Genomic DNA, 17,889 nt, shown 5'->3' with positions numbered 1-17,889 from the left:
GTCGCCCGTCGATTCACGGGGATTGCGCACTGCTGGGCGCGGGCGTCGGAGGGGTCTCCACGTGCGGCTTGGACCACGGCCATGGGATCTCGATCCCGCGCTGCCGCATCACCACCGACGCGATCCCGGCCCCGAGCAGCAGGCTCAAGAGCACGATGGTGATGATCGTGTTCCAGTCCCGGGGAGGCCTGGGCACGTCATCCTCGTCCACGCGCACGTCGAGCCCGTCGATCGACTCGCCCATCCGCCAGCTCGCCTGCACGTCGACCGCGGGCGCTTCGTTCGGTGGCGTGCCATTGGGCGGCGACCGCCCAGCGGCGGTTGGTGGTGCCTTCGCCTCGGCCTTCACCTCGCCCGCGGGGCTTCGCGCCACGGGCGGAGCCGCCGACAACAGCCCGCTCTTGTGCTGGCGCACCAGCGCCGGCCCGCTGCTCTCCCGACTCCCACGGGGCACCACGATCGGCCCCTCCGAGCCATCGGCGGGAATGGCCAGCAGCGCCTGCTCGACGTCGGCCATGGTCTCGAAGCGCAGCTCGGGCTTCTTGGCCAGCAGCGTCAGCACCACCGACTCGGCCGCCTCGGACAGCGTGGCCACCAGCGCCCGCGGTCGCACGGGCGGCTCGCTCAGGTGCCGCGCCAGCACCTGGAACTCGTTGCGGCCGGTGAACGGCACGTTCCCCGTGATGAGCTCGTAGGCCATGATCCCCAGCGCATACATGTCCGTGTGCACGCTGGCCGGCAGCCCCTCGGCAAACTCCGGGGCCATGTAGGCCAGCGTGCCCACCAGCTCGCCGGTCTGGGTGAGGCGCTTGCCCACGTTGCCGGTGGAGCTGGCGCTCGGATCCTCGCCGAGCTTGGCGATTCCGAAGTCGAGCAGCTTCATGCGCTCGGGCAGCTGGGGCTCCACGGAGGTGCACACGAAGCAGTTGGCCGGCTTGATGTCGCGATGGATGATCCCATGGCGATGGGCCTCGCGGAGCGCGGCCACGGCCTGCAGCAGGTAGTGGCGGGCCCGCGCCCAGGGCAGCGGTCCGTCGCGGCGCAGGAGCGCCTTGAGGTCCTGACCATCGAGCAGCTCCATCACCAGGTAGACCTGGTCCTCGGACGAGGTCCCGAAATCGACGATCTCCACCACGTTGGGGTGCTTGATGCGCGAGGCCGCTCGCGCCTCGCGCATGAAGCGCTCGCGGTGCTTGGGCTGGGCCGCCAGCCACGGGTGCAGGACCTTCACCGCCACCGGGCGATCGAGCGCGAGGTGGTGCGCCACGTAGACCTGCCCCATTGCACCCTCGCCCAGCGCACGAGTCAGCCGGAAGCGGCCGTCGAGTGTGGTTCCTGACAGATCGCTGCCGACGACCGAGGGCATGGCGGGATTGGGCAATGGGGGCAGGCCCCGTGGGTCGGTTTGCGATCCTAGCACGACCCCCCATGGTTCCTGGCCGAACGAGCCCTCGACCGGAGATTCGGCGGTTTGGCCTGCTAGTGCTTACGGGCCTGGAAGTTGATCGCGGCGTTGCCGTGGGCCTGGCGGAGCAACAGTCGCTGCTTGGGTGCCGCCTTGGCCCGGGGGCTCGGCGAGGGACTCTCGGCGCCTTCGGGCTCGGCTGCAAACACTTCGGCCAGCGCTTCCATGTCCTTGGCCTGCTCGCGCAAGCGCTCGTCATCGAGGCGCGCGGCTGCCTCGGCGGCCGCGGGGGCGGCCTGCTCGATCATGGACAGCGCATCGACGTCGTTGCCTTGCCGAGACAGCGCCACCGCCTGCAGCGTGAGCGCGGCTGCCTTGGCGCTCTCGATCTCCCGCTCCAGCGCCGGATCGATGTCCTCCGCCAGCAAGGCCGAGTCGTCCTCGGCCCGCGCCGACAGGAACACCGCGTGATGATCCACGGCCAGGCCGGTGCTCGGATCGCGAAACGTGAGCGCGGCGTCGAGCAGCTCGACGGTGGCCCCCGCCCGGTGTGGACCCACCGCCAGCCGCACCACCACCACCCGCTCCTCGCCCCGGCTCAGGTCGCCCAGCACCATCCCCAGCCGCGGCTGGGGCAGCGCGAACGCCTGGCCCACCACCTCTCGCAGCTCCACGTTGGGGCCGGTGGTCAGCGCCAGCACCAGGTCCTTGGCCGCGATGCCCTGCAGCCGCAGGTTCTCCTCGCGGAAGATCGGCACGAGGTCGGCGGGGGCCTCGAGGAAGTGGAAGGCGCCCCCGGTCTGCTGCGCGATCGAGGACAACAGCGTCTCGTCGTAGTCGAGCCCAAAGCCCAGCGCCGTCACGGTGATCCCGGCCGAGGCGGCCTGGGCCACCGCCGACGGGATCGCCAGGGCATCGTTGGGCACCCCGTCGCTCAGCAGGACCAGCCGGGTCACGCGCCCCTCGCTGGTGTGCGGCAGCAGGTCCGAGAGGGCCAGGTGGAGCCCTCCGGCCAGGTCGGTGGTGCCACGCGCCTCGATGGCGGCGATCCTCTCCAGGCTCTCCTCGCGAGCGTCGTCGTCGAGCTCCACGCTGGGCACCACCAGCACCGGCTTGGAGTCGAAGGTGACCAGGGTGAGGCGATCTCCATCTTGGAGTGCGCCGACCAGCTCGGCCGCCGCCGCGCGGGCCGCCACGATCGCCTCCCCCTCCATGGAGCCCGAAGTGTCGATCACCAGGCCCACGTGGACCGGCGGACGCTCCTCGGCGGGCCCCTGGTCGACCACGATGCGCAACACCGCCCACAGCTCGGTGCCGACGTCGGCGGGCACCGTGCGGCGACTCTGCTGGCTGTGAAGGCTCACCAGGTCGAGCGGCTCGGGCGGGGCAGACTGCCACCATGAGCAGGTGGCTGCCCCCACCACACCGAGAATTCCCATGCCTACGAACGCCCTGCGCTTCATGGTTGCCCCTGCGTCACCGCCGCATATGGCGGACGCCGGCGGTCCAACGCACGACCCCGTGATCGGGTTTGGGCGGCCGCACCGCTATGCCATGCTCCCCAGGGCAAGCCATGAACATCTCGGCCACGATGCGCGAGCTCGGTATCGACAAGGAGAATTTCCGCACGCTCGGCCTGCTGCCGCTGGTGTTCGTGGCCTGGGCCGACGGCACCGTGCAGCGAGCCGAGGGCGCGCTCATCCGGCGCGTGGCCCGGGACAAGGGGTGGTTGGTGGGCAAGGGCGAGAGCTTGCTCGACCGATGGCTCGAGGAGGAGCCCGACACCGAGTACGTCCGCAAGGGACTCGGCCTGCTCAAGGTGCTCACGGAGGCTCGCCACGGCCTCGGCAACGCGATCACGGCGGAGACGCTCTCCAACCTGTTGGTGCTCTGCAAGGACGTGGCCGAGTCGGCGGGTGGGCTGTGGGGACTGACCGAGTCGGTCAGCCCCGAAGAGGAGCAAGCGCTCGCGGTCATCGCCGAGGAGTTCGGGATCGGCGATGCCAAGACGTGGCGCAGGATCGTCGACGACCTCGAAGCGGCGCCCGCTCGCAGCGCCCCGGGGCCCAAGGGCAGCGCGCTGGTGGGCGAGCTACGGGCGGTCGTCAACGACCCCATCGGCCTGCTGATGCGATGCCTCAACGAGCACGGCGACGTGGTGCGCATCCGCATGCCCGGGATCGAGTGGTTTCTGATCTCGCACCCCGACCACGTCAAGCACGTGCTGATCGATCATGCCCGCAACTACGTCCGCGGCAGGAGCTCCGACCGCGCTCGGGTGCTCGTGGGCGACAGCATCGTCACCACCGACGGCGAGGAATGGCGCCCGCTGCGACGGATCGCCCAGCCCGCGTTCCACCGCCAGTCGATCGCGAGCATGGGCGAGATGATGACCCGGTACACCACCGACATGGTCGACCAGTGGGCGCGCCGCGTGGAGCCGAGCGGCACCTTCGACCTGGCGACCGAGATCCAACAAGTCACCCTGCGCATCATCGGCCAGGCCCTGTTCAGCGTGGATCTCCAGGACGATGCCAACGCGATCGGAGACGCGGTGCCCGTGGCCCTCGAGTGGGCCGCCGGCTTGACCAATCCGTTCCGCCTGCCCTCGTCGATCCCCACCCCCTCCAATCGTCGCTTCGCCCGCGCGATGAAGGTGTTCGAGACCTTCGTGTTCGAAACGCTGGCCGCGCGTCAGGAGTCGGAGGAGCATCCGCACGATCTGATGTCGATGCTGCTCGACGCCGTCGACCCCGACACCGGCGAGGGCCTCAGCCACGTGCAGATCCGCAACGAGATGCTCACGTACCTGCTCGCGGGGCACGAGACCTCGGCGAACACGCTCGTGTGGCTCTTCTATCTGCTGTCGCGGCACCCCGGGATCGCGCGTCGGATCGACGACGAGCTGCGGCGCGAGCTGGGTGGAGCGGTCCCCACGGCGGGCCAGCTCGATCGGCTCGTCTACCTCGAGCAGGTGCTGCTCGAGACCATGCGGCTCTATCCCGTCGCCTACATGGTCCTCCGCGAGGTGGTCTCCGAGGATCGCATCGGTGGCTTCACCATCCCCGCCAAGGCCTGGGTCATGGTGGCGCCCTACGTGACCCACCGGCGACCCGATGTCTGGGAGAACCCGGAGGGCTTCGACCCCGATCGCTTCGCTCCCGACGCCCCGGACCCCTCGCCCTGCGCCTACTTTCCGTTCCTGGCGGGCCTGCACAAGTGCGTAGGCCAGTCGCTGGCGATGATGGAGATGAAGCTCATCGCAGCGACCATGATGCAGCGCTGCTGGCTCGATCTGACACCGGGATTCGACCCCGAGCTCGAAGCCGGGCTGACCATCAGACCCAAGAATGGAATGATGGTGCGGCCGCGATGGCGAGACGCGACCACCTGATCACGAGCGTACTGGTGCTCGGGCTCGCCGTGGGCGGCACCACCACCGCATGGCTCGCGATGCCCATGTCCGACCAGACCGGTCGAGTGGTGCAGGCCGCGAGCATGAGCTCGCCACCCGCCCCGGCCCACGAGAGCCTCGTGCTCTCCACCACGCAGGTCGATGCGAGCGGGGACCACACCACGTTGGAGAGGACGGTGCCGCAGGACCCTGCGAGCGAGCACGCTGCGCCCGAGTCGCTCGATGCCGAGCTCGTCCTCGACGCCAAGCCTCCGCAGGCAGCCGAAGAGGCCGAGGAGACCGAGGAGACCGAGGAGACCGAGTCCGACCCTCCGCTGCGGTTCGACGACGTGGACATCGAGTACATCGAGGGCACCCGCCCCTGGGTGATCCATCGCATCCTGCGGGTCGAGACCCTCGAGCAGGTCGCCCATCGCTACGACGCAACGCCGCAGGCCGTGCGCAACTGGAACGGCCTGGCGCCCGACGCCACGCCGCCCGCGGGCCTGCGCGTCAAGCTCAAGGCCAAGCGAGTGCCACCGACGCGCAAGCGGGTGGGGTACACGGTGAAGCCGGGGGATACCTGGTGGAGCATCGGGACCGCGCATGGCATCGACTCCCGAGACCTTCGTACCGCCAACTGGACCGCACCCAACCGACTGGCCGGAGGAGAGCGCATCACGCTGTGGATCGATCCGGTCGTACATCACTGGATCCACGAAGGGGAGAGCGCGACGGAGGCCGAGGGCGGGGCGGTCGGCATTCGGCGCGGTGCGGTGGGCGTGGGGCCGCCATGGGAGGGTCGGCTGATCAACGGGGTTCGGATCCCCGAGGGAGCAGGCTGGCGCCGCAAGATGATGCCGTCGTCGTACGGAACCACCCACGCGGTGACCAACCTGGTGAAGGCCTTGCAGAAGTTCCACGCCGAGGGCGGCTACGAGCGCGACGTGCTGCTGGGCTCGATGAGCTGGCCCCACGGCGGGCCGATGAAGGGACATCGCTCGCACCAGACCGGCCGCGATCTCGACATCTGGCTGCCGCTGTTGGCGAGGTATCCCTCGTGGACCAAGCTCGAGCCGCGACGGATCGACTACGAGGCGCTGTGGAAGCTCGTGGCTGCGCTGCTCGACACGGGCGAGGTGGAGATGCTGTTCCTGGACCACGAGCTACAGCGACGGCTGCACAAGGCGGCCACCAAGCTCGGGGTCGATCGAGCCACGCTGCGCGAGGTGATCCAGTGGCCCCGTGGAGCCACCGCCCATGCGGGCTCGATGCGTCACGAGAGCGGGCACGAAGACCACATCCACGTTCGCTTTCGCTGCGGGCCCCACGAGACCGAGTGCGCGGCCGGCCGGGCCCCCGGACGCGACGGGGGATGAGCGCTCGACCAACGACGCGAGCGCCATCGAAGTCGCTGCATGCTCGGCGCTCACCCCTCGGGGACCGCGTCGCGCACGTCCACCCAGCCCGCGCCCGCGTCGGGGAACGCGTCGGCATAGGGCACGTAGGGCTTGACGTCGAGGATCGGCGTGCCGTCGAGCAGGTCGCAGCGCTCCACGTGCAGGCACAGGCCGTCCACGGCAAGCAGGCGCACGGCCGACAGCGCGATCGGGTTGGGCCGATGCGGCGCTCGCGTGGCCAACAGCCCTCGCTTGACCTCGCCGTGCTCCCCCGGCACGGCCACCCGGTTGCGCCAGCCATGGTTCAGGTGCATCCACGCGATCACCCAGATGTAGTCGAAGCCCGGGAGATCCTGCACCGCATGCGGTGAGAGCACCTGCGGAAACAGCTCGAGCACGGCGCGCTCGTCGGGGCGCAGCGCGGGATCGGCCGGGAGCACCGCCTGGCGCGGAGTGCCGTGGCGCTCCTTGTGAGGCGAGCGCACCACGCCGATGGGCCGCAGCTCGATGCGCGTGGGGAAGACGGCGTCTTCGGCGTAGTGCTTGGGCGGGATGGGCCGAGCCATCGGGGTGGGTGGTCTAGCATGATCGGCTTCGACGGGGCGATCTCGTGATGGATGCCCTGGATCCTGCTGTGCTGCGCTCACGCTCACGCCGCACGAGGCTGCACCGACCCGGGCGGCCAGGCGGGTGACGCGATGTGATAGCGGCGCCGTAGCTCGTCGACGTCCTCGGCCGCGTGCTCCCACAGGTCCCATGTGCCATCGGTCAGGTCGCGGTTCATGCCGGCACCGCGGCAGATGGCATCGAGCGCCCGGAACGGATCCCACTGGCCCTCCTCGGCCTGCGCGATGGGAGTGAGGCGAATGCCGAGGTGGAACTGGCACAGGGTGAAGAACACCAGCATGAAGCCATCGCTGTGCTGGTAGCCGCCCTGGAAGCAGCCCGCCTGCACCTCGCTCGCGGGATCGGTGCCATAGCCCGCCAGCACGTGCGACACGTCGTGGTAGTAGACGATGTAGAACGGGGCGCCGCGCGAGCCGGGCAGCGAGAAGCCGGCGTTGCGCCAGAACGCCAGCAGCGTCGGTCCGAGCGTGTGCGCGGGCAGCTCGTCGAGGGCCCGGAACCTGGCCTGGATCCCACGGTCGACCCTCAGCCGCATCATGACGGCGAGCATCTTCACCAGCGACCACCAGCCGTGCTCGCGAACGTGCTTGCGGAGGATCGAGAACACCCACGCGCGTGGCATGAGGTGCCGACGCAGCCGCATGAGGCGACCGTGGGCGAGCAGCCGCAGGTCCTCGAGCTCGAGCGAGTCGACGCCCAGAGCGCCCGCGAGCGCGTCGACGCGGCCGGCGATCGCCGGGCTCGGGCGACCGTCGATCATCGCGCCGACGATCGCCAGGCGCACGAGCTGGGTGCGCAGCGGAAGGCCCGGCACCGCCGCCGCAGTCTCGGCCGGCGCAGCGGGAGCGATCGCCTCGGGCTCGAGGTCGTAGCCGGTCTTCCACACCACGGCATCGGCGAGCCGCCGTGCGCCCTTCGGCCACGGGCCGGACGGCGCCACGATGGCGCGCAGAGCCGCGAGCGCGGCACGAACGAGGTCGATGGAGAGGCCGTGCTCGAAGCCGGCCGAGAGGGCGATGGGCGGTTGCATGGCGAGGTCCTTTCCGTTCGGGAGGGAGCTGACGATCGCGTATTAGCAAGTGGTTGCTTGCAATCAATCTCCGGCCGGCTCCTTTCTGACAAGCAGAGCAATTCCAAAGGATTACCGACGCCATCGCAGCACCCGGACCCCATGGTACGGACCTGGTCCGCAAATCACGCCGCCGAAGAAGTCCTATCATGCCCGCCACCGTGACCCCGGCGACCCAAACGGTGGAGCTGACGGTGGCCGACGAGCACGCCTGGCTGCGGGTCGATGCCTACCTCGCGCAGCAGCTCCACTGGCGCTCGCGTCGCTCGCTGGCCGAGCTGCTCGCGGCGGGCCAGGTGATCGTCAACGGGCATCGCGTGAAGAAGGCCCATCGCCTGGCCGCCGGCGACGTGGTGATGCTCCGGCTGCCTCGCAAGCCCGAGGCCGACCTCGACCTCGCGGAGATTCCGCTGCGCATCGTCTACGAAGACGACGACCTGGTGGTGGTGGACAAGCCCGGCAACCTGGCCGTGCACCCCGCCTCGACGTGCCAGTACCGCAACCTGCTGCGACGACTCCAGCACCACTACGCGGTCGAGCGACCCGACCCCGGCGTCGAGCCCTCGGTGCTACATCGGCTCGACCGCACCACCAGCGGGGTGGTGGCGCTGGCCAAGCGACGGACGCTCATCGACTTCTACACGCGACAGTTCGCCGCGCGCACCACCAACAAGCACTACGTGGCCGTCGTGCACGGCTGCATGGAGGGCGAGGGCTCGATCGAGCTGCCGATCCATACCCCCGCCGACAGGCCGGTGGTCGTGGGCGAGGGCGGCAGACCGTCGCGCACCGACTGGCGCGTACTCGTGAGCACCGACCACGCCTGCCGCCTGGCGATCACCCTGCACACGGGACGCAAGCACCAGATCCGCGCGCACCTGGCCGCGGTGGGACACCCGCTCTACTACGACGGCGTCTACGGGCCCCCACGCCGATCCACGTGGCCGGAGCAGGCGCGGCCCCTGCTGCATGCGGCGCGCCTCGAGCTCGACCACCGCGACGGTCGACGCCTTTGCTTCTCGGCACCCGTGCCCGAGGACATGGAACGCGCGTGGGCTCGGCTCACCACGGATAGCTGATCGTCACTTGCAGATCCCACTCGTGGGACGCCCGGCCAAGCCGGGCCCTACTGCTCCACGAACACGCAGCTGCGCTCCGACGGCACGGTGCCCCCGGAGCAGTTCCCCAGGGCGTCCACGTAGCCCCCGGGCGGCTCCCACGACTTGTCGCTGTCGCGGTTGATCGCCACGTAGACCACGTCGCCCTGATGCTCGACTCGATACACCCAGAAGTAGGGCTCGACGTACTCGGTCTGCCGCGTGCCACGGCGCAGCGCCGGATGCTCCTCGCGCAGCAGGCCCACCATGCGGGCGTTCTCCAGCGAGTCCTGCTCGTCCCCGGACAGCCCCGTGAACCGGTGCATGGCACGGTTGTCGGGATCCTGCCCGCCGAAGGTTCCGATGTCGTCACCCTGGTAGAGCATGGGGATGTTGCTCGGCGAGGTGAACAGGAACGTCTGCGCCAGCCGCAGGCGATTGTGAGCGCCGCCGGCCTCGGTCAGCGCCCGTACCTGGTCGTGGTTGCCGAAGAAGTTGCCCATGATCGCTCCGGCGTATCCCCCCACCCCGCCCGCCACCGTGGGCTGCGGAGTGAGATAGGCGGTGTCGTTGGGGATCGCGAAATTCGCCAGGTCCTGCACGCTCTGGCTGTAGGTGAGCAGCGAATTCTTGGTGCGCTGATAGTAGTCCTCGTCGACCTGCCCCTGCACCATGTCGGCGCGCACGTGGTAGCGCGCCCAGCCGCCGAGCGACTCGCCCACCATGTAGAACACGGTGGCTTCCTCGGACAGATCGTGGTTCTCCACCGTGGTCTCGATCTCGGCGACCACCGCGGTCTTGAGCGCCCGCACGAACGCATCGTCCATGTGCTTGAGCGCGTCGGCCCGAAAGCCGTCGAAGTTGAACTCCTGGATCATCCACAGCGCGTGATCGACCACCGTCTGGATCGCCTGCGGATTGCCGCCGTAGTCGAAGTCGGGCATCTGGGTGGTGAACCAGCAATCGATGCGGTGCGCGTCCCAGTTGCCGTCGCAGGGGTTGTAGGTGAAGAACCACTCGGGGTGGTCGGCGTAGATCTGGGCCTCGCTCTGCACGTGGTTGGTCACGAAGTCCGGGACCACCCGGATCCCACGCGCATGAGCCTTGCGGACCAGCTCGTGCAGCTCCGCGGGGGTGCCGAACGCGGTCTCGATCGGGTTCTCGTAGCCGAAGTCGTCGAGGTGCGTGTAGCCGGTGACGATGGGGTGGTACGAGTGATAGCTGGAGAAGCGACGGTCGTCGCCCAGGCCCACCGCGGGCTGCGAGTTGTGCGAGTTGAGCAGCGGCGAGCTGATCCACAGCGCGTTGATGCCCATGTCCTCGAAGTAGCCGTCCTCGATCTTCTGGATGATCCCGCGGAAGTCACCGCCCTGCCACTGGCTCCGCACGTCGTTGACCTCGGCCAGCGTGCCCTGCGAGTTGTCGATGTCGTTCGATGGATCCCCGTTCAGGAAGCGGTCGGTCATGATCTGGTACATGATCCCGTCCTTCCACGAGAAGTCGGCGTAGCGCATGCCCTGCCCCAGCCACTGCGGCACGAACAGCGGGCGCACGTCCTGACCGCCGTCGGTGCGCATGCGCAGCAAGAAGCTGTACTTGCTCGGCGCCAGACCCGTGGCCGAGATCGCCATGTCGCCCGAGCCCGGATCGACCTCCACGGCCTCGGCCGGCAGCTCGTCGTCGTTGAGACGAATGGTGCTGGCCCCCAGGTCGAGCGAGCCCGCGCCTTGATAGCGCACGATGATCCCCACCGCGGTGCTGGTCTTCTGCGCGCAGAACTCGAAGTCGCCCACCGTGCGGTCGGGCGAGCACGCGGCCTGACACGAGCCATCGGCGCCCTCGCACAGCTCGCCAAAGCCACACTCGACCCCCGCGCACGCATCGACCACGCAGGTCTGAGCCATGGGATCGTAGACGTAGCCCTCGCTGCAATCGCAGGTCTGCTCGGCCTCGTTGCAGGTACCTCCCTCGCCGCAGTCGACCTTCTCGCAGAACGGCGTGTCGGTGGTCTCGACCCCGGTGTCCCCGGTGGCGGCCGTGCCCCCCTGCGGGCCGTCGTCCTGCCCGTAGGTCGTGGTGGCATCGGGATTGCCGTACTCGTGGCTGAGCAGGTTGTCGCTGCCACACCCGAGCGTCGGGATGGCGGCGAGCAGCAATGACCAGCGGGACCGAAGGAGCGTCATCATGGCGACCGAGCACCTCGTACTCTACGCGCGGGGCCCGTGCGGGGACAAGCGCGCGCAGGGCACCCGGTCGACCGCTCGCGTGGGGGCTCAGGCGGAGGTCAGGAGCAGCTGTCGCGCCTTCTCCAGCGCCTCCACCTCGGTCCGGTCGCCGCCGGCCATCGCGGCCCCCAGCTCGCAGGCGTTGTCGATGAGCGCGGTGACCAACGACTTGGACAGGCCCAGCTGCTCGCCGAGCTCCCGCGCCTGCTCTCGCTCGAGCACCGACAGACCGTCGAACGAGGCCACGGTGGTGGCCCCCGAGAGCACGTAGGCCGCCTTGCGGCTGCCCCGCTCGAACAGCTCGCTCACGTGGTCGAGGGTGACGCCCTCGGGATCGAAGTCGAGCACGCTGCGCTGGATCTGGTTGGGGATGCCCGACATGATCATCAGGAACTGCAGCGCGCCGCGCTCCTGCTTGGACAGGCCGTCGGCCGACGCGATGAGCAGGACCGCCTTGGCCAGGTTGAGCTCCTCCTCGAGCGTCAGCTGCATGCCCGACACGCGCAGCGAGTTGTTGCTCACCGACTCCTCGGCCGTCTCGCGGACCGTGACGTTGAGCCCGGCGAGGAAGTCCTGAGTGCTGGCGGCGATCGGATTGCCCATGTCGGATGACTTTGCCAAAGCCTCGCCGCGCTCGCCAGGCGGCTCGGGTCTAGAGCCGCTCCGCCACCGCGGCCAGGGTCTGGCTCGCAGCCTCGTCGATCACCACGCCGTGGCCGGGGACCAGGCGCACGAGCCCCTCGGTGCCCGAGAGCTGCTGCATGAAGCCTCGCAGCGCCTCCTTGTCGCGCAGCGCCACCTTGCGAAACAGCCACGTGACCTTGGGCCCGCCGGTGGAGCCCATCAGGCGGATCACCAGCCCCATCAGGCCCCGCTGGTGCGGCACGTTGAACAATAGATCGGTGAACACCATGGTCTTGCCGTCCTCGGCGGTCACCGTCATCACGCCTTCCTTCTCGTCGATGCCCGCGGCGTGCCGCAGCGAGACCACGCCGTCGCCCTCGAAGCGATCGTAGGTGAGATCGACCGGGACGACCTCCTCGACCTTGGGCCGGGCCCCGACCGGAGCGACCACCTTGGCGTTGGGGTAGCGGTCGGCGAATGCCTTGGCATCCATGCGATGGAAGCCGTTGGGCACCACGAGGTAGGCCACCTCGCCCCAGTCCTCGAGGCGCTTCATGTCGGCCTCGGGCAGCGCCACCGCGTTGTGGACGAGCAAGCGGCCGTCCTCCATGCGAACGACCACCATGTAGCGCCCCAGCGGCATCCGGGGCACGTGTCCGCGGACGATCCACATGTGCTCGTTGGTCTCTTCGATGGTGGGCTCGCCCACCACGGTCCAGGGCGAAGGCGAGCTTCCGCGCGCATCGGGCATGGCGGGACGGGACCATGGATCGCAGGGCACGACAAGCCCCCCGCCGTCGGCTCGGGCATGCGATACTCCGAACACCGCTCATGTCGAGCCCCCGCACCATCCGTCCTCAGGACCAAGATCGCCCGCGACCCATCTACGCGGTCTGGGAGATCACCTTGCGCTGCGACCATGCCTGCGATCACTGCGGCTCGCGAGCCGGCCCCGTGCGCGACGACGAGCTGTCCACCGCCGAGCTGCTCGAAGTGGCCGATGCGCTGGTGAGGCTGGGCACGCGCGAGGTCACGCTGATCGGCGGCGAGGCCTACCTGCGCAGCGACGTGTACGAGCTGGTCGAGCACCTGGCCAAGCAAGGGGTGCGCGTGACCATGCAGACCGGCGGACGCGGGCTCACGGCCGACCGGGCCAGGCGCCTGCGCAAGGCGGGGCTGGCGGCGATCGGGGTGTCGATCGACGGCACCGAGGCGGTGCACGACACCCTGCGGGCCAGCCCCGGCAGCCACGCGGCCGCGTTGCGAGCGGTGGAGAACGGGCGCGCGGCGGGGATGGTCGTGACCAGCAACACCCAGGTCAACCGGCTCAACATGGGGCAGCTGCGGGAGATCGCGGCGGAGCTCGAGGCGGCCGGGGTCGCGGTGTGGCGGGCGCAGCTCACCGCACCCATGGGGAGGGCGGCCGATCGTCCCGAGTGGATCGTGCAGCCCTACATGATCATGGGGATCATCGACACGCTGGCCGAGATCGAGGCCGATGCGGTGGCGCGAGCGCAGCAGAGCGGCACGCCGCCGCACAAGGCGTTCCACGTGACGCTGGGCAACAACATGGGCTACTACGGGCCGCACGAGCACATGCTGCGCTCGCGGCCCGATCGCGCCGATCGCTTCTTCTCGGGCTGCCAGGCGGGCCAGTACGTGATGGGCATCGAGTCCGACGGAGTGATCAAGGGCTGCCCCTCGCTGCCCACCGCGCCCTATGTGGGCGGCAACGTACGCGAGCTGAGCCTCGAGGAGATCTGGGAGTCGGGCGAGGCGATGAAGTTCACCCGCGACCGCACCCGCGAGGAGCTGTGGGGCTTTTGTGCCGGCTGCTACTACGCCGACGTGTGCCGAGCCGGGTGCTCGTTCACCAGCCACAGCACGCTGGGGCGACGGGGGAACAACCCGTTTTGCTACCACCGCGCCAGCACGCTGCGAAAGCAGGGCGTGCGCGAGGTGCTGGTGCATGCGGTGCGGGCACCGGGGGATCCGTACGACTTCGGGAGGTTCGAGCTGCGCGAGGAACCGTGGTCGACGGAGGCGCCGCCGGAGCCCTCGCGGCGGTCGTTGCCCGTGCTGGGGTAGTAGCGCGGGAGCCACGGCGGCCCGACCGTGATAGCCTGGGTGACGATCATGAAGCTCGACCAGCTCATCATCGAGAGCAGAAAGCTTCCGCGGAAGGAGCGGGCGCTCTTTGCCCTCGAGCTCGTCCGCGGGCTCGAGGACGACGACGACCCCGACGACGACCCCGACGTCCACGGCGCGTGGACGGCAGAGATCCAACGACGGCATGACGAGGTTCGCTCTGGCGCCGTGGTCCCCCTTACGCTGAGCCAAGTCCACGAGGTCGTCGCGCAGCGCCGCAAGGCCCGGTCGGAGTGACGGGGCCTGCCGTCTTCCACCCGGAGGCCGCAGACGAGTTCGCCGATGCCGTCGCGTGGTACGAGCGCCAACAGCTCGGCCTCGGTGACGGATTCGAGGACGCCGTCTACGGCGGTGTGGATCGCATCGTCGAGCGTCCCCTGGCGTGGCCCGTGTGGGTCGGATACGCCCCGGCGCGTGTGTTCAACCTTCAGCGCTTCCCCTTTCGCCTGGTCTACACACATGGGGATGGCGTGCTGGTGATCGCCGTCGCACACATGAAACGCAGGCCTGGGTACTGGGCCTCTCGACTCTGAGCTGCGCTGACCGCTGCGATGGTGGCGGGCGACGAGCCACTCTCCCGAGCATCGTGCGAGCGCGCTGACTCGGCCTTCAGCCCGAGCCGGTGCTGGTCTCGGGCACGCCGTACTCCGGCTCGCCGACCGAGTCGGTGCCCGAGCCCGAGGTGGTGCTGGTCTCGGGCACGCCGTACTCCGGCTCGCCGAGCGTGTCCGATCCCGAGGTCCCCGACGCCGTCGCATCGTCGATGCCGGTGTCGGGCGTCCCGTACTCCACGTCGCCGCTGCCGCTGATCGAGTCGGCGGTGGTCGAGCCGGTGTCGCTGCCCATGGTCGTGCCGTGGGTGCCGGAGCCGTCGTGCGACTCGTGGGTGGTCGCGCCCGTGTCGTCCTCCTTGTCACCCGGGCAGCCGGCGAGCATCAAGCCGAGCAGCATCGAGGTGACGACGGGCGCGGTGGTGGTGTGCAGCGCCGCGCCGCAGCTGTGGCAGCGACGGTCGTCGACGAACACGTGGGCGTGGCACGAGGGACAAGGGGTCAAGCGAGCCATGTGCACATCATGCCCCAGGGACGGGCGGGCGGGCCAGCCCAACGTGAACACCGCAGGTGATACGGTCGCCCGCCCGCTCCCGTGCCGTCTCCGATCCACCTGATCCCTCGCGACGAGCAGCTCGATCCCTTGTCGCTCACGTCGATCCTCGAGTGGGTCGAGCGCGCCAAGCCGCACCGCCGGTCGCTCAAGCACCCGCGGGCTCGCGCCCGCGCGCTGGCCGACCTCGTCCAATGCCTTTGGCCCGGCATCGACCAGACCGACGACCCGCATGCGATCACCATGCAAGCTCCCGATGCGCCGTTCTCGCTGAGCCTCGGCGAGGATCGGGCCACGGTGTCGGTGCTGCGAGAAGCCGACCACGGCGAGCCGCGATTCGTCGACACCATCGTTCGGGCGCTCTGCGGGCAGAGCGGCTGGGTCGCCTACGATCCAGAACTACGGGACATCGTGGGCGGGGTACAGTGGCGCTGTACAGGATGTGAGCGCTGGCTCGAGGTGCGATCGAGTTGCCACTCTTGCTCGACCCTCCCCACGAGCGCAGCGCTCGTGTGGGCCGAGCCCGTCTCCGTGCTGCCCTCGACCTCGGATGCAATGTCGCTGGAGCTGACACCGCTACTCGGGTACTACGAGATCCCGGCGGAGGCGTTGAACGGCACCGTGCTCGCTCCGATCGAGGCCGAGCTCTCCCGGGTCGCCAGCGAGGCACTCGGCACCAAGCTCGAGGTCTTCATCGACCGACCCATGGACGGGCTGGACATCTTCGGGCCGCTCGAGGCCGAGCTCGCCGCGATCGGCGATCCGGACCCCGTGTCTCCGGCCCCGCCGCCGCTCTTTCCTCCACGGCAATCGATTGGTCTGCGGGTGATGCAGTGCGTCAAGGTCGTGGCCACGGTGGTCGATCCCGAGCGTGAGGTCACCCGAGAGGCGGCGGCGGCCGTGGTCGACGAGGTCGAGCTCGACGACGAGCTGCTGTGCACCATGGCCATCACGCGGTCGGAGCAAGCCAGGGCGGCCGCCCATGCGCAGCGCCACGACGTCTGGCCACGAGATCCATGGCAACCCGGGCTGGCGCGGCCGCTGTGGGCCGCGCTGCGACCCCTGCTGCAGGCGTTGGTGCAGCAGCTGCGGCGGGAATCCTGACGACCCCCGCGAGCGGCATGCCGCTCGACGGCCGGCCAGCCGAGTGAAGCGTCCCCACGGTCGACTCCGGTCCACGGTCGAAGAAGGGAACGCCGAGGTCGACTCGCGCGCATCGTCTGCTACAGGTCTGTGTTCACGCATGGCGCTCCAGATCCGTGGGCCATCCCCCACGGTGCGGCCTGCGCCTGGAAGGCGGACCCGTGAAGCTCTCTCTCCTGATCCGGCAGCACAAGGACTCGATCATCGAACGCTGGTCATGGAAGACCGCAAAGCGCCTCGGGCTGGAACCCTCCCAGAAGCCGCAGATCGTCAACGACCTGCCCGAGTTCCTCGATGAGATCGTCGAGCAGCTCGACCTCCCGCCCGAGCAGTGGACGGACACTCGCGGCGCCGCGGCGCACGGCCGCCACCGCGTCGAGATGGGCTTCGACATCGGGGGGCTGGCCGAGGAGCTCGGCATGGTCGGTGAGACCATCTTCGAGCTCATGGCCGAGCTGCGGCACTCGCTCTCGCCGCGGGAGGCCAGCGTGCTCGCGCGCATCATCGGCCGTGGCACCGCCGAGTCGGTACGGGCCTACGCCCAGCTACGCGATCGCCAGCTCGCGGAGGAGGCCTCGCGGCACTTCTCGTTCGTGGCCCACGAGCTCCGCACCCCGCTCCACACCGCGCGCTTGGCCACACAGCTCTTGATGGTGGGGCGGGGCGATCGCGCGGGGCTGCTCGAGCGCGTGCAGCGGGCCCACGACCAGCTCGTTCACCTCGTGGACAATTCGCTGGTCGAGGCGCGGCTGTTCGGCGCACCCGAGCTGCAGTGCACGCCGGAGCGCACCGCCGAGCTGCTGCGCGAGGTGATCGCCAACGCCTCGATGCTCGCGGATCGACGGGACATCGAGCTGATGACCGAGGGCGTGGACCTCGTGGTGAGCGTGGACCGCAAGCTGATGGTCTCGGCGCTGACCAACCTCGTGGTCAATGGCATCAAGTTCAGCCGCGAGGGCGGAGCCGTCGTCATCCGCACCCAGTACGTGGGCGACCGCATGCGCTTCGAGGTCGAGGACGACTGCGGCGGGCTGCCCGAGGACCTGCCCGCGCGGATGTTCCAGCCGTTCGTGCAGGCCAACGCGGATCGCAGCGGCTTCGGGCTCGGCTTGATGATCGTCAAGCAGGCCGTAGAGGCGCACGGCGGTGCCGTCCGGGTGATCAATCGACCCCCGCAGGGGTGCCGCTTCGTGGTGGAGCTGATGGCGACCGAGACCAAGCTCGACGGCGACCCGACGGTTGGCCGAGGCTAGCCGCTGGTGGTCGCCACGCCGTAGTCGGGCTCGGGGCCCGAGCTGCCGTCGGCCGTGGTGCCACCGGTGTCCGTGCCGCCGGTGTCCGTGCCGCCCGACTCGGCTCCCGTGCTCGCCGTGGTGGTCATCCCCTCGGTCATGCCGTCGGTCGCCCCCTCGGTGCTCCCCGTCGTCCCGGCCGTACCTCCGGTGCCCGAGGTGCTCGGATCCGGGAGGCCATAGGCCGGCTCGGCCATGATGCAGCTGGCGAGGGTCAGGCCGACCGCAAGCGTCGCAACCCGCGGCGCGGCCGTGCTGCGCAGCAACGCGCCGCAGTGCGGGCACGCACGATCACCGACGAGCACATGAGCATGACACGAGGGACAAGGGGTCAGGCGAGCCATGGCCGGAAGTATCACCC

The 17,889-nt window shown here is 69.6% G+C and carries 17 protein-coding genes; 8 read left to right on the top strand and 9 right to left on the bottom strand.

Features of this window, described 5'->3' with window-relative positions; translation table 11 throughout:
- Positions 1–13: 13 nt before the first annotated feature.
- Positions 14–1,366, bottom strand: a complete 1,353-nt coding sequence (locus OEB96_RS13215) for a serine/threonine-protein kinase (protein WP_266215966.1) — start codon at positions 1,364–1,366, stop codon at positions 14–16.
- Between the two features lie 113 nt (positions 1,367–1,479).
- Complete coding sequence (locus OEB96_RS13210; RefSeq protein ID WP_266215964.1) at positions 1,480–2,868, bottom strand: vWA domain-containing protein; 1,389 nt, start codon at positions 2,866–2,868, stop codon at positions 1,480–1,482.
- A gap of 110 nt (positions 2,869–2,978) precedes the next feature.
- Here OEB96_RS13210 and OEB96_RS13205 point away from each other — a divergent pair, with 110 nt between their 5' ends.
- Both OEB96_RS13205 and OEB96_RS13200 read left to right on the top strand, forming a co-directional pair.
- Positions 2,979–4,799 carry a cytochrome P450 gene (locus OEB96_RS13205; RefSeq protein ID WP_266215963.1) on the top strand — a complete coding sequence of 607 codons (1,821 nt, stop codon included), beginning with the start codon at positions 2,979–2,981 and terminating at the stop codon, positions 4,797–4,799.
- The gene (locus OEB96_RS13200) at positions 4,778–6,178 is read left to right on the top strand and encodes a penicillin-insensitive murein endopeptidase (RefSeq protein ID WP_266215962.1); all 1,401 of its coding nucleotides are present in this window, start codon (positions 4,778–4,780) and stop codon (positions 6,176–6,178) included. The genes OEB96_RS13205 and OEB96_RS13200 overlap by 22 nt, the downstream gene beginning before the upstream one ends.
- Positions 6,179–6,228: 50 nt before the next feature.
- Here the strand turns inward: OEB96_RS13200 and tsaA are convergent, their stop codons facing one another.
- The gene (gene tsaA / locus OEB96_RS13195) at positions 6,229–6,765 is read right to left on the bottom strand and encodes a tRNA (N6-threonylcarbamoyladenosine(37)-N6)-methyltransferase TrmO (RefSeq protein WP_266215961.1); all 537 of its coding nucleotides are present in this window, start codon (positions 6,763–6,765) and stop codon (positions 6,229–6,231) included.
- 83 nt (positions 6,766–6,848) lie between these two features.
- Positions 6,849–7,856, bottom strand: coding sequence for a hypothetical protein (locus tag OEB96_RS13190; protein ID WP_266215960.1), 1,008 nt, complete (start codon positions 7,854–7,856; stop codon positions 6,849–6,851).
- Positions 7,857–8,056: 200 nt separating this feature from the next.
- Here OEB96_RS13190 and OEB96_RS13185 point away from each other — a divergent pair, with 200 nt between their 5' ends.
- Entirely contained in the window at positions 8,057–8,974 is a 918-nt protein-coding gene (locus OEB96_RS13185) for an RluA family pseudouridine synthase (RefSeq protein ID WP_266215959.1), read from the top strand.
- 47 nt (positions 8,975–9,021) lie between these two features.
- Here the strand turns inward: OEB96_RS13185 and OEB96_RS13180 are convergent, their stop codons facing one another.
- The 3 genes from OEB96_RS13180 to OEB96_RS13170 all read right to left on the bottom strand — a co-directional run bounded on the left by OEB96_RS13180 (position 9,022) and on the right by OEB96_RS13170 (position 12,592).
- Positions 9,022–11,178: an alpha-amylase family glycosyl hydrolase gene (locus OEB96_RS13180; RefSeq protein ID WP_266215958.1), complete on the bottom strand. Its 2,157-nt coding sequence runs from the start codon at positions 11,176–11,178 to the stop codon at positions 9,022–9,024.
- A gap of 87 nt (positions 11,179–11,265) precedes the next feature.
- A complete protein-coding gene (locus OEB96_RS13175) occupies positions 11,266–11,820 on the bottom strand; it encodes a hypothetical protein (protein WP_266215957.1) in 555 nt (184 codons plus the stop codon).
- 49 nt (positions 11,821–11,869) lie between these two features.
- On the bottom strand, positions 11,870–12,592 hold the full coding sequence (locus OEB96_RS13170) for a hypothetical protein (RefSeq protein WP_266215956.1): 723 nt from the start codon (positions 12,590–12,592) through the stop codon (positions 11,870–11,872).
- Between the two features lie 80 nt (positions 12,593–12,672).
- On the opposite strand from OEB96_RS13170, the gene OEB96_RS13165 reads away from it, so the two are divergent.
- The 3 genes from OEB96_RS13165 to OEB96_RS13155 are packed head-to-tail and all read left to right on the top strand — an operon-like array spanning position 12,673 to position 14,522.
- Positions 12,673–13,929: a radical SAM/SPASM domain-containing protein gene (locus tag OEB96_RS13165; RefSeq protein WP_266215955.1), complete on the top strand. Its 1,257-nt coding sequence runs from the start codon at positions 12,673–12,675 to the stop codon at positions 13,927–13,929.
- Between the two features lie 48 nt (positions 13,930–13,977).
- A complete protein-coding gene (locus OEB96_RS13160; protein WP_266215954.1) occupies positions 13,978–14,226 on the top strand; it encodes an addiction module protein in 249 nt (82 codons plus the stop codon).
- A complete protein-coding gene (locus OEB96_RS13155; protein WP_266215953.1) occupies positions 14,223–14,522 on the top strand; it encodes a type II toxin-antitoxin system RelE/ParE family toxin in 300 nt (99 codons plus the stop codon). Before OEB96_RS13160 ends, OEB96_RS13155 begins: the two co-directional genes overlap by 4 nt.
- Before the next feature lie 76 nt (positions 14,523–14,598).
- Here OEB96_RS13155 and OEB96_RS13150 read toward each other — a convergent pair whose 3' ends face one another.
- Positions 14,599–15,054 (bottom strand): hypothetical protein, encoded by a 456-nt coding sequence (locus OEB96_RS13150; RefSeq protein ID WP_266215952.1) that lies wholly within the window; start codon positions 15,052–15,054, stop codon positions 14,599–14,601.
- Between the two features lie 81 nt (positions 15,055–15,135).
- Here OEB96_RS13150 and OEB96_RS13145 point away from each other — a divergent pair, with 81 nt between their 5' ends.
- Together OEB96_RS13145 and OEB96_RS13140 are read left to right on the top strand one after the other, a co-directional pair.
- Positions 15,136–16,197 (top strand): hypothetical protein, encoded by a 1,062-nt coding sequence (locus OEB96_RS13145; RefSeq protein ID WP_266215951.1) that lies wholly within the window; start codon positions 15,136–15,138, stop codon positions 16,195–16,197.
- Between the two features lie 200 nt (positions 16,198–16,397).
- The gene (locus OEB96_RS13140) at positions 16,398–17,489 is read left to right on the top strand and encodes a sensor histidine kinase (protein WP_266215950.1); all 1,092 of its coding nucleotides are present in this window, start codon (positions 16,398–16,400) and stop codon (positions 17,487–17,489) included.
- Here the strand turns inward: OEB96_RS13140 and OEB96_RS13135 are convergent.
- Entirely contained in the window at positions 17,486–17,872 is a 387-nt protein-coding gene (locus OEB96_RS13135) for a hypothetical protein (protein WP_266215949.1), read from the bottom strand. The genes OEB96_RS13140 and OEB96_RS13135 overlap by 4 nt on opposite strands.
- Between the last annotated feature and the right edge of the window lie 17 nt (positions 17,873–17,889).

Origin of the sequence: Paraliomyxa miuraensis (assembly GCF_026337845.1) — a bacterium.
Taxonomy (GTDB): domain Bacteria; phylum Myxococcota_A; class Polyangia; order Nannocystales; family Nannocystaceae; genus Paraliomyxa; species Paraliomyxa miuraensis.
Note: the sequence above shows the minus strand (reverse complement) of the source record. Positions and strands in the feature narration are given on the sequence as shown.

Bases quoted from the DNA above. Each gene is read 5' to 3' on its own strand.
- OEB96_RS13215 (WP_266215966.1), bottom strand. From the start codon at position 1,366: ATGCCCTCGGTCGTCGGCAGCGATCTGTCAGGAACCACACTCGACGGC.
- OEB96_RS13210 (WP_266215964.1), bottom strand. From the start codon at position 2,868: ATGAAGCGCAGGGCGTTCGTAGGCATGGGAATTCTCGGTGTGGTGGGG.
- OEB96_RS13205 (WP_266215963.1), top strand. From the start codon at position 2,979: ATGAACATCTCGGCCACGATGCGCGAGCTCGGTATCGACAAGGAGAAT.
- OEB96_RS13200 (WP_266215962.1), top strand. From the start codon at position 4,778: ATGGCGAGACGCGACCACCTGATCACGAGCGTACTGGTGCTCGGGCTC.
- tsaA (WP_266215961.1), bottom strand. From the start codon at position 6,765: ATGGCTCGGCCCATCCCGCCCAAGCACTACGCCGAAGACGCCGTCTTC.
- OEB96_RS13190 (WP_266215960.1), bottom strand. From the start codon at position 7,856: ATGCAACCGCCCATCGCCCTCTCGGCCGGCTTCGAGCACGGCCTCTCC.
- OEB96_RS13180 (WP_266215958.1), bottom strand. From the start codon at position 11,178: ATGATGACGCTCCTTCGGTCCCGCTGGTCATTGCTGCTCGCCGCCATC.
- OEB96_RS13175 (WP_266215957.1), bottom strand. From the start codon at position 11,820: ATGGGCAATCCGATCGCCGCCAGCACTCAGGACTTCCTCGCCGGGCTC.
- OEB96_RS13170 (WP_266215956.1), bottom strand. From the start codon at position 12,592: ATGCCCGATGCGCGCGGAAGCTCGCCTTCGCCCTGGACCGTGGTGGGC.
- OEB96_RS13165 (WP_266215955.1), top strand. From the start codon at position 12,673: ATGTCGAGCCCCCGCACCATCCGTCCTCAGGACCAAGATCGCCCGCGA.
- OEB96_RS13160 (WP_266215954.1), top strand. From the start codon at position 13,978: ATGAAGCTCGACCAGCTCATCATCGAGAGCAGAAAGCTTCCGCGGAAG.
- OEB96_RS13150 (WP_266215952.1), bottom strand. From the start codon at position 15,054: ATGGCTCGCTTGACCCCTTGTCCCTCGTGCCACGCCCACGTGTTCGTC.
- OEB96_RS13135 (WP_266215949.1), bottom strand. From the start codon at position 17,872: ATGGCTCGCCTGACCCCTTGTCCCTCGTGTCATGCTCATGTGCTCGTC.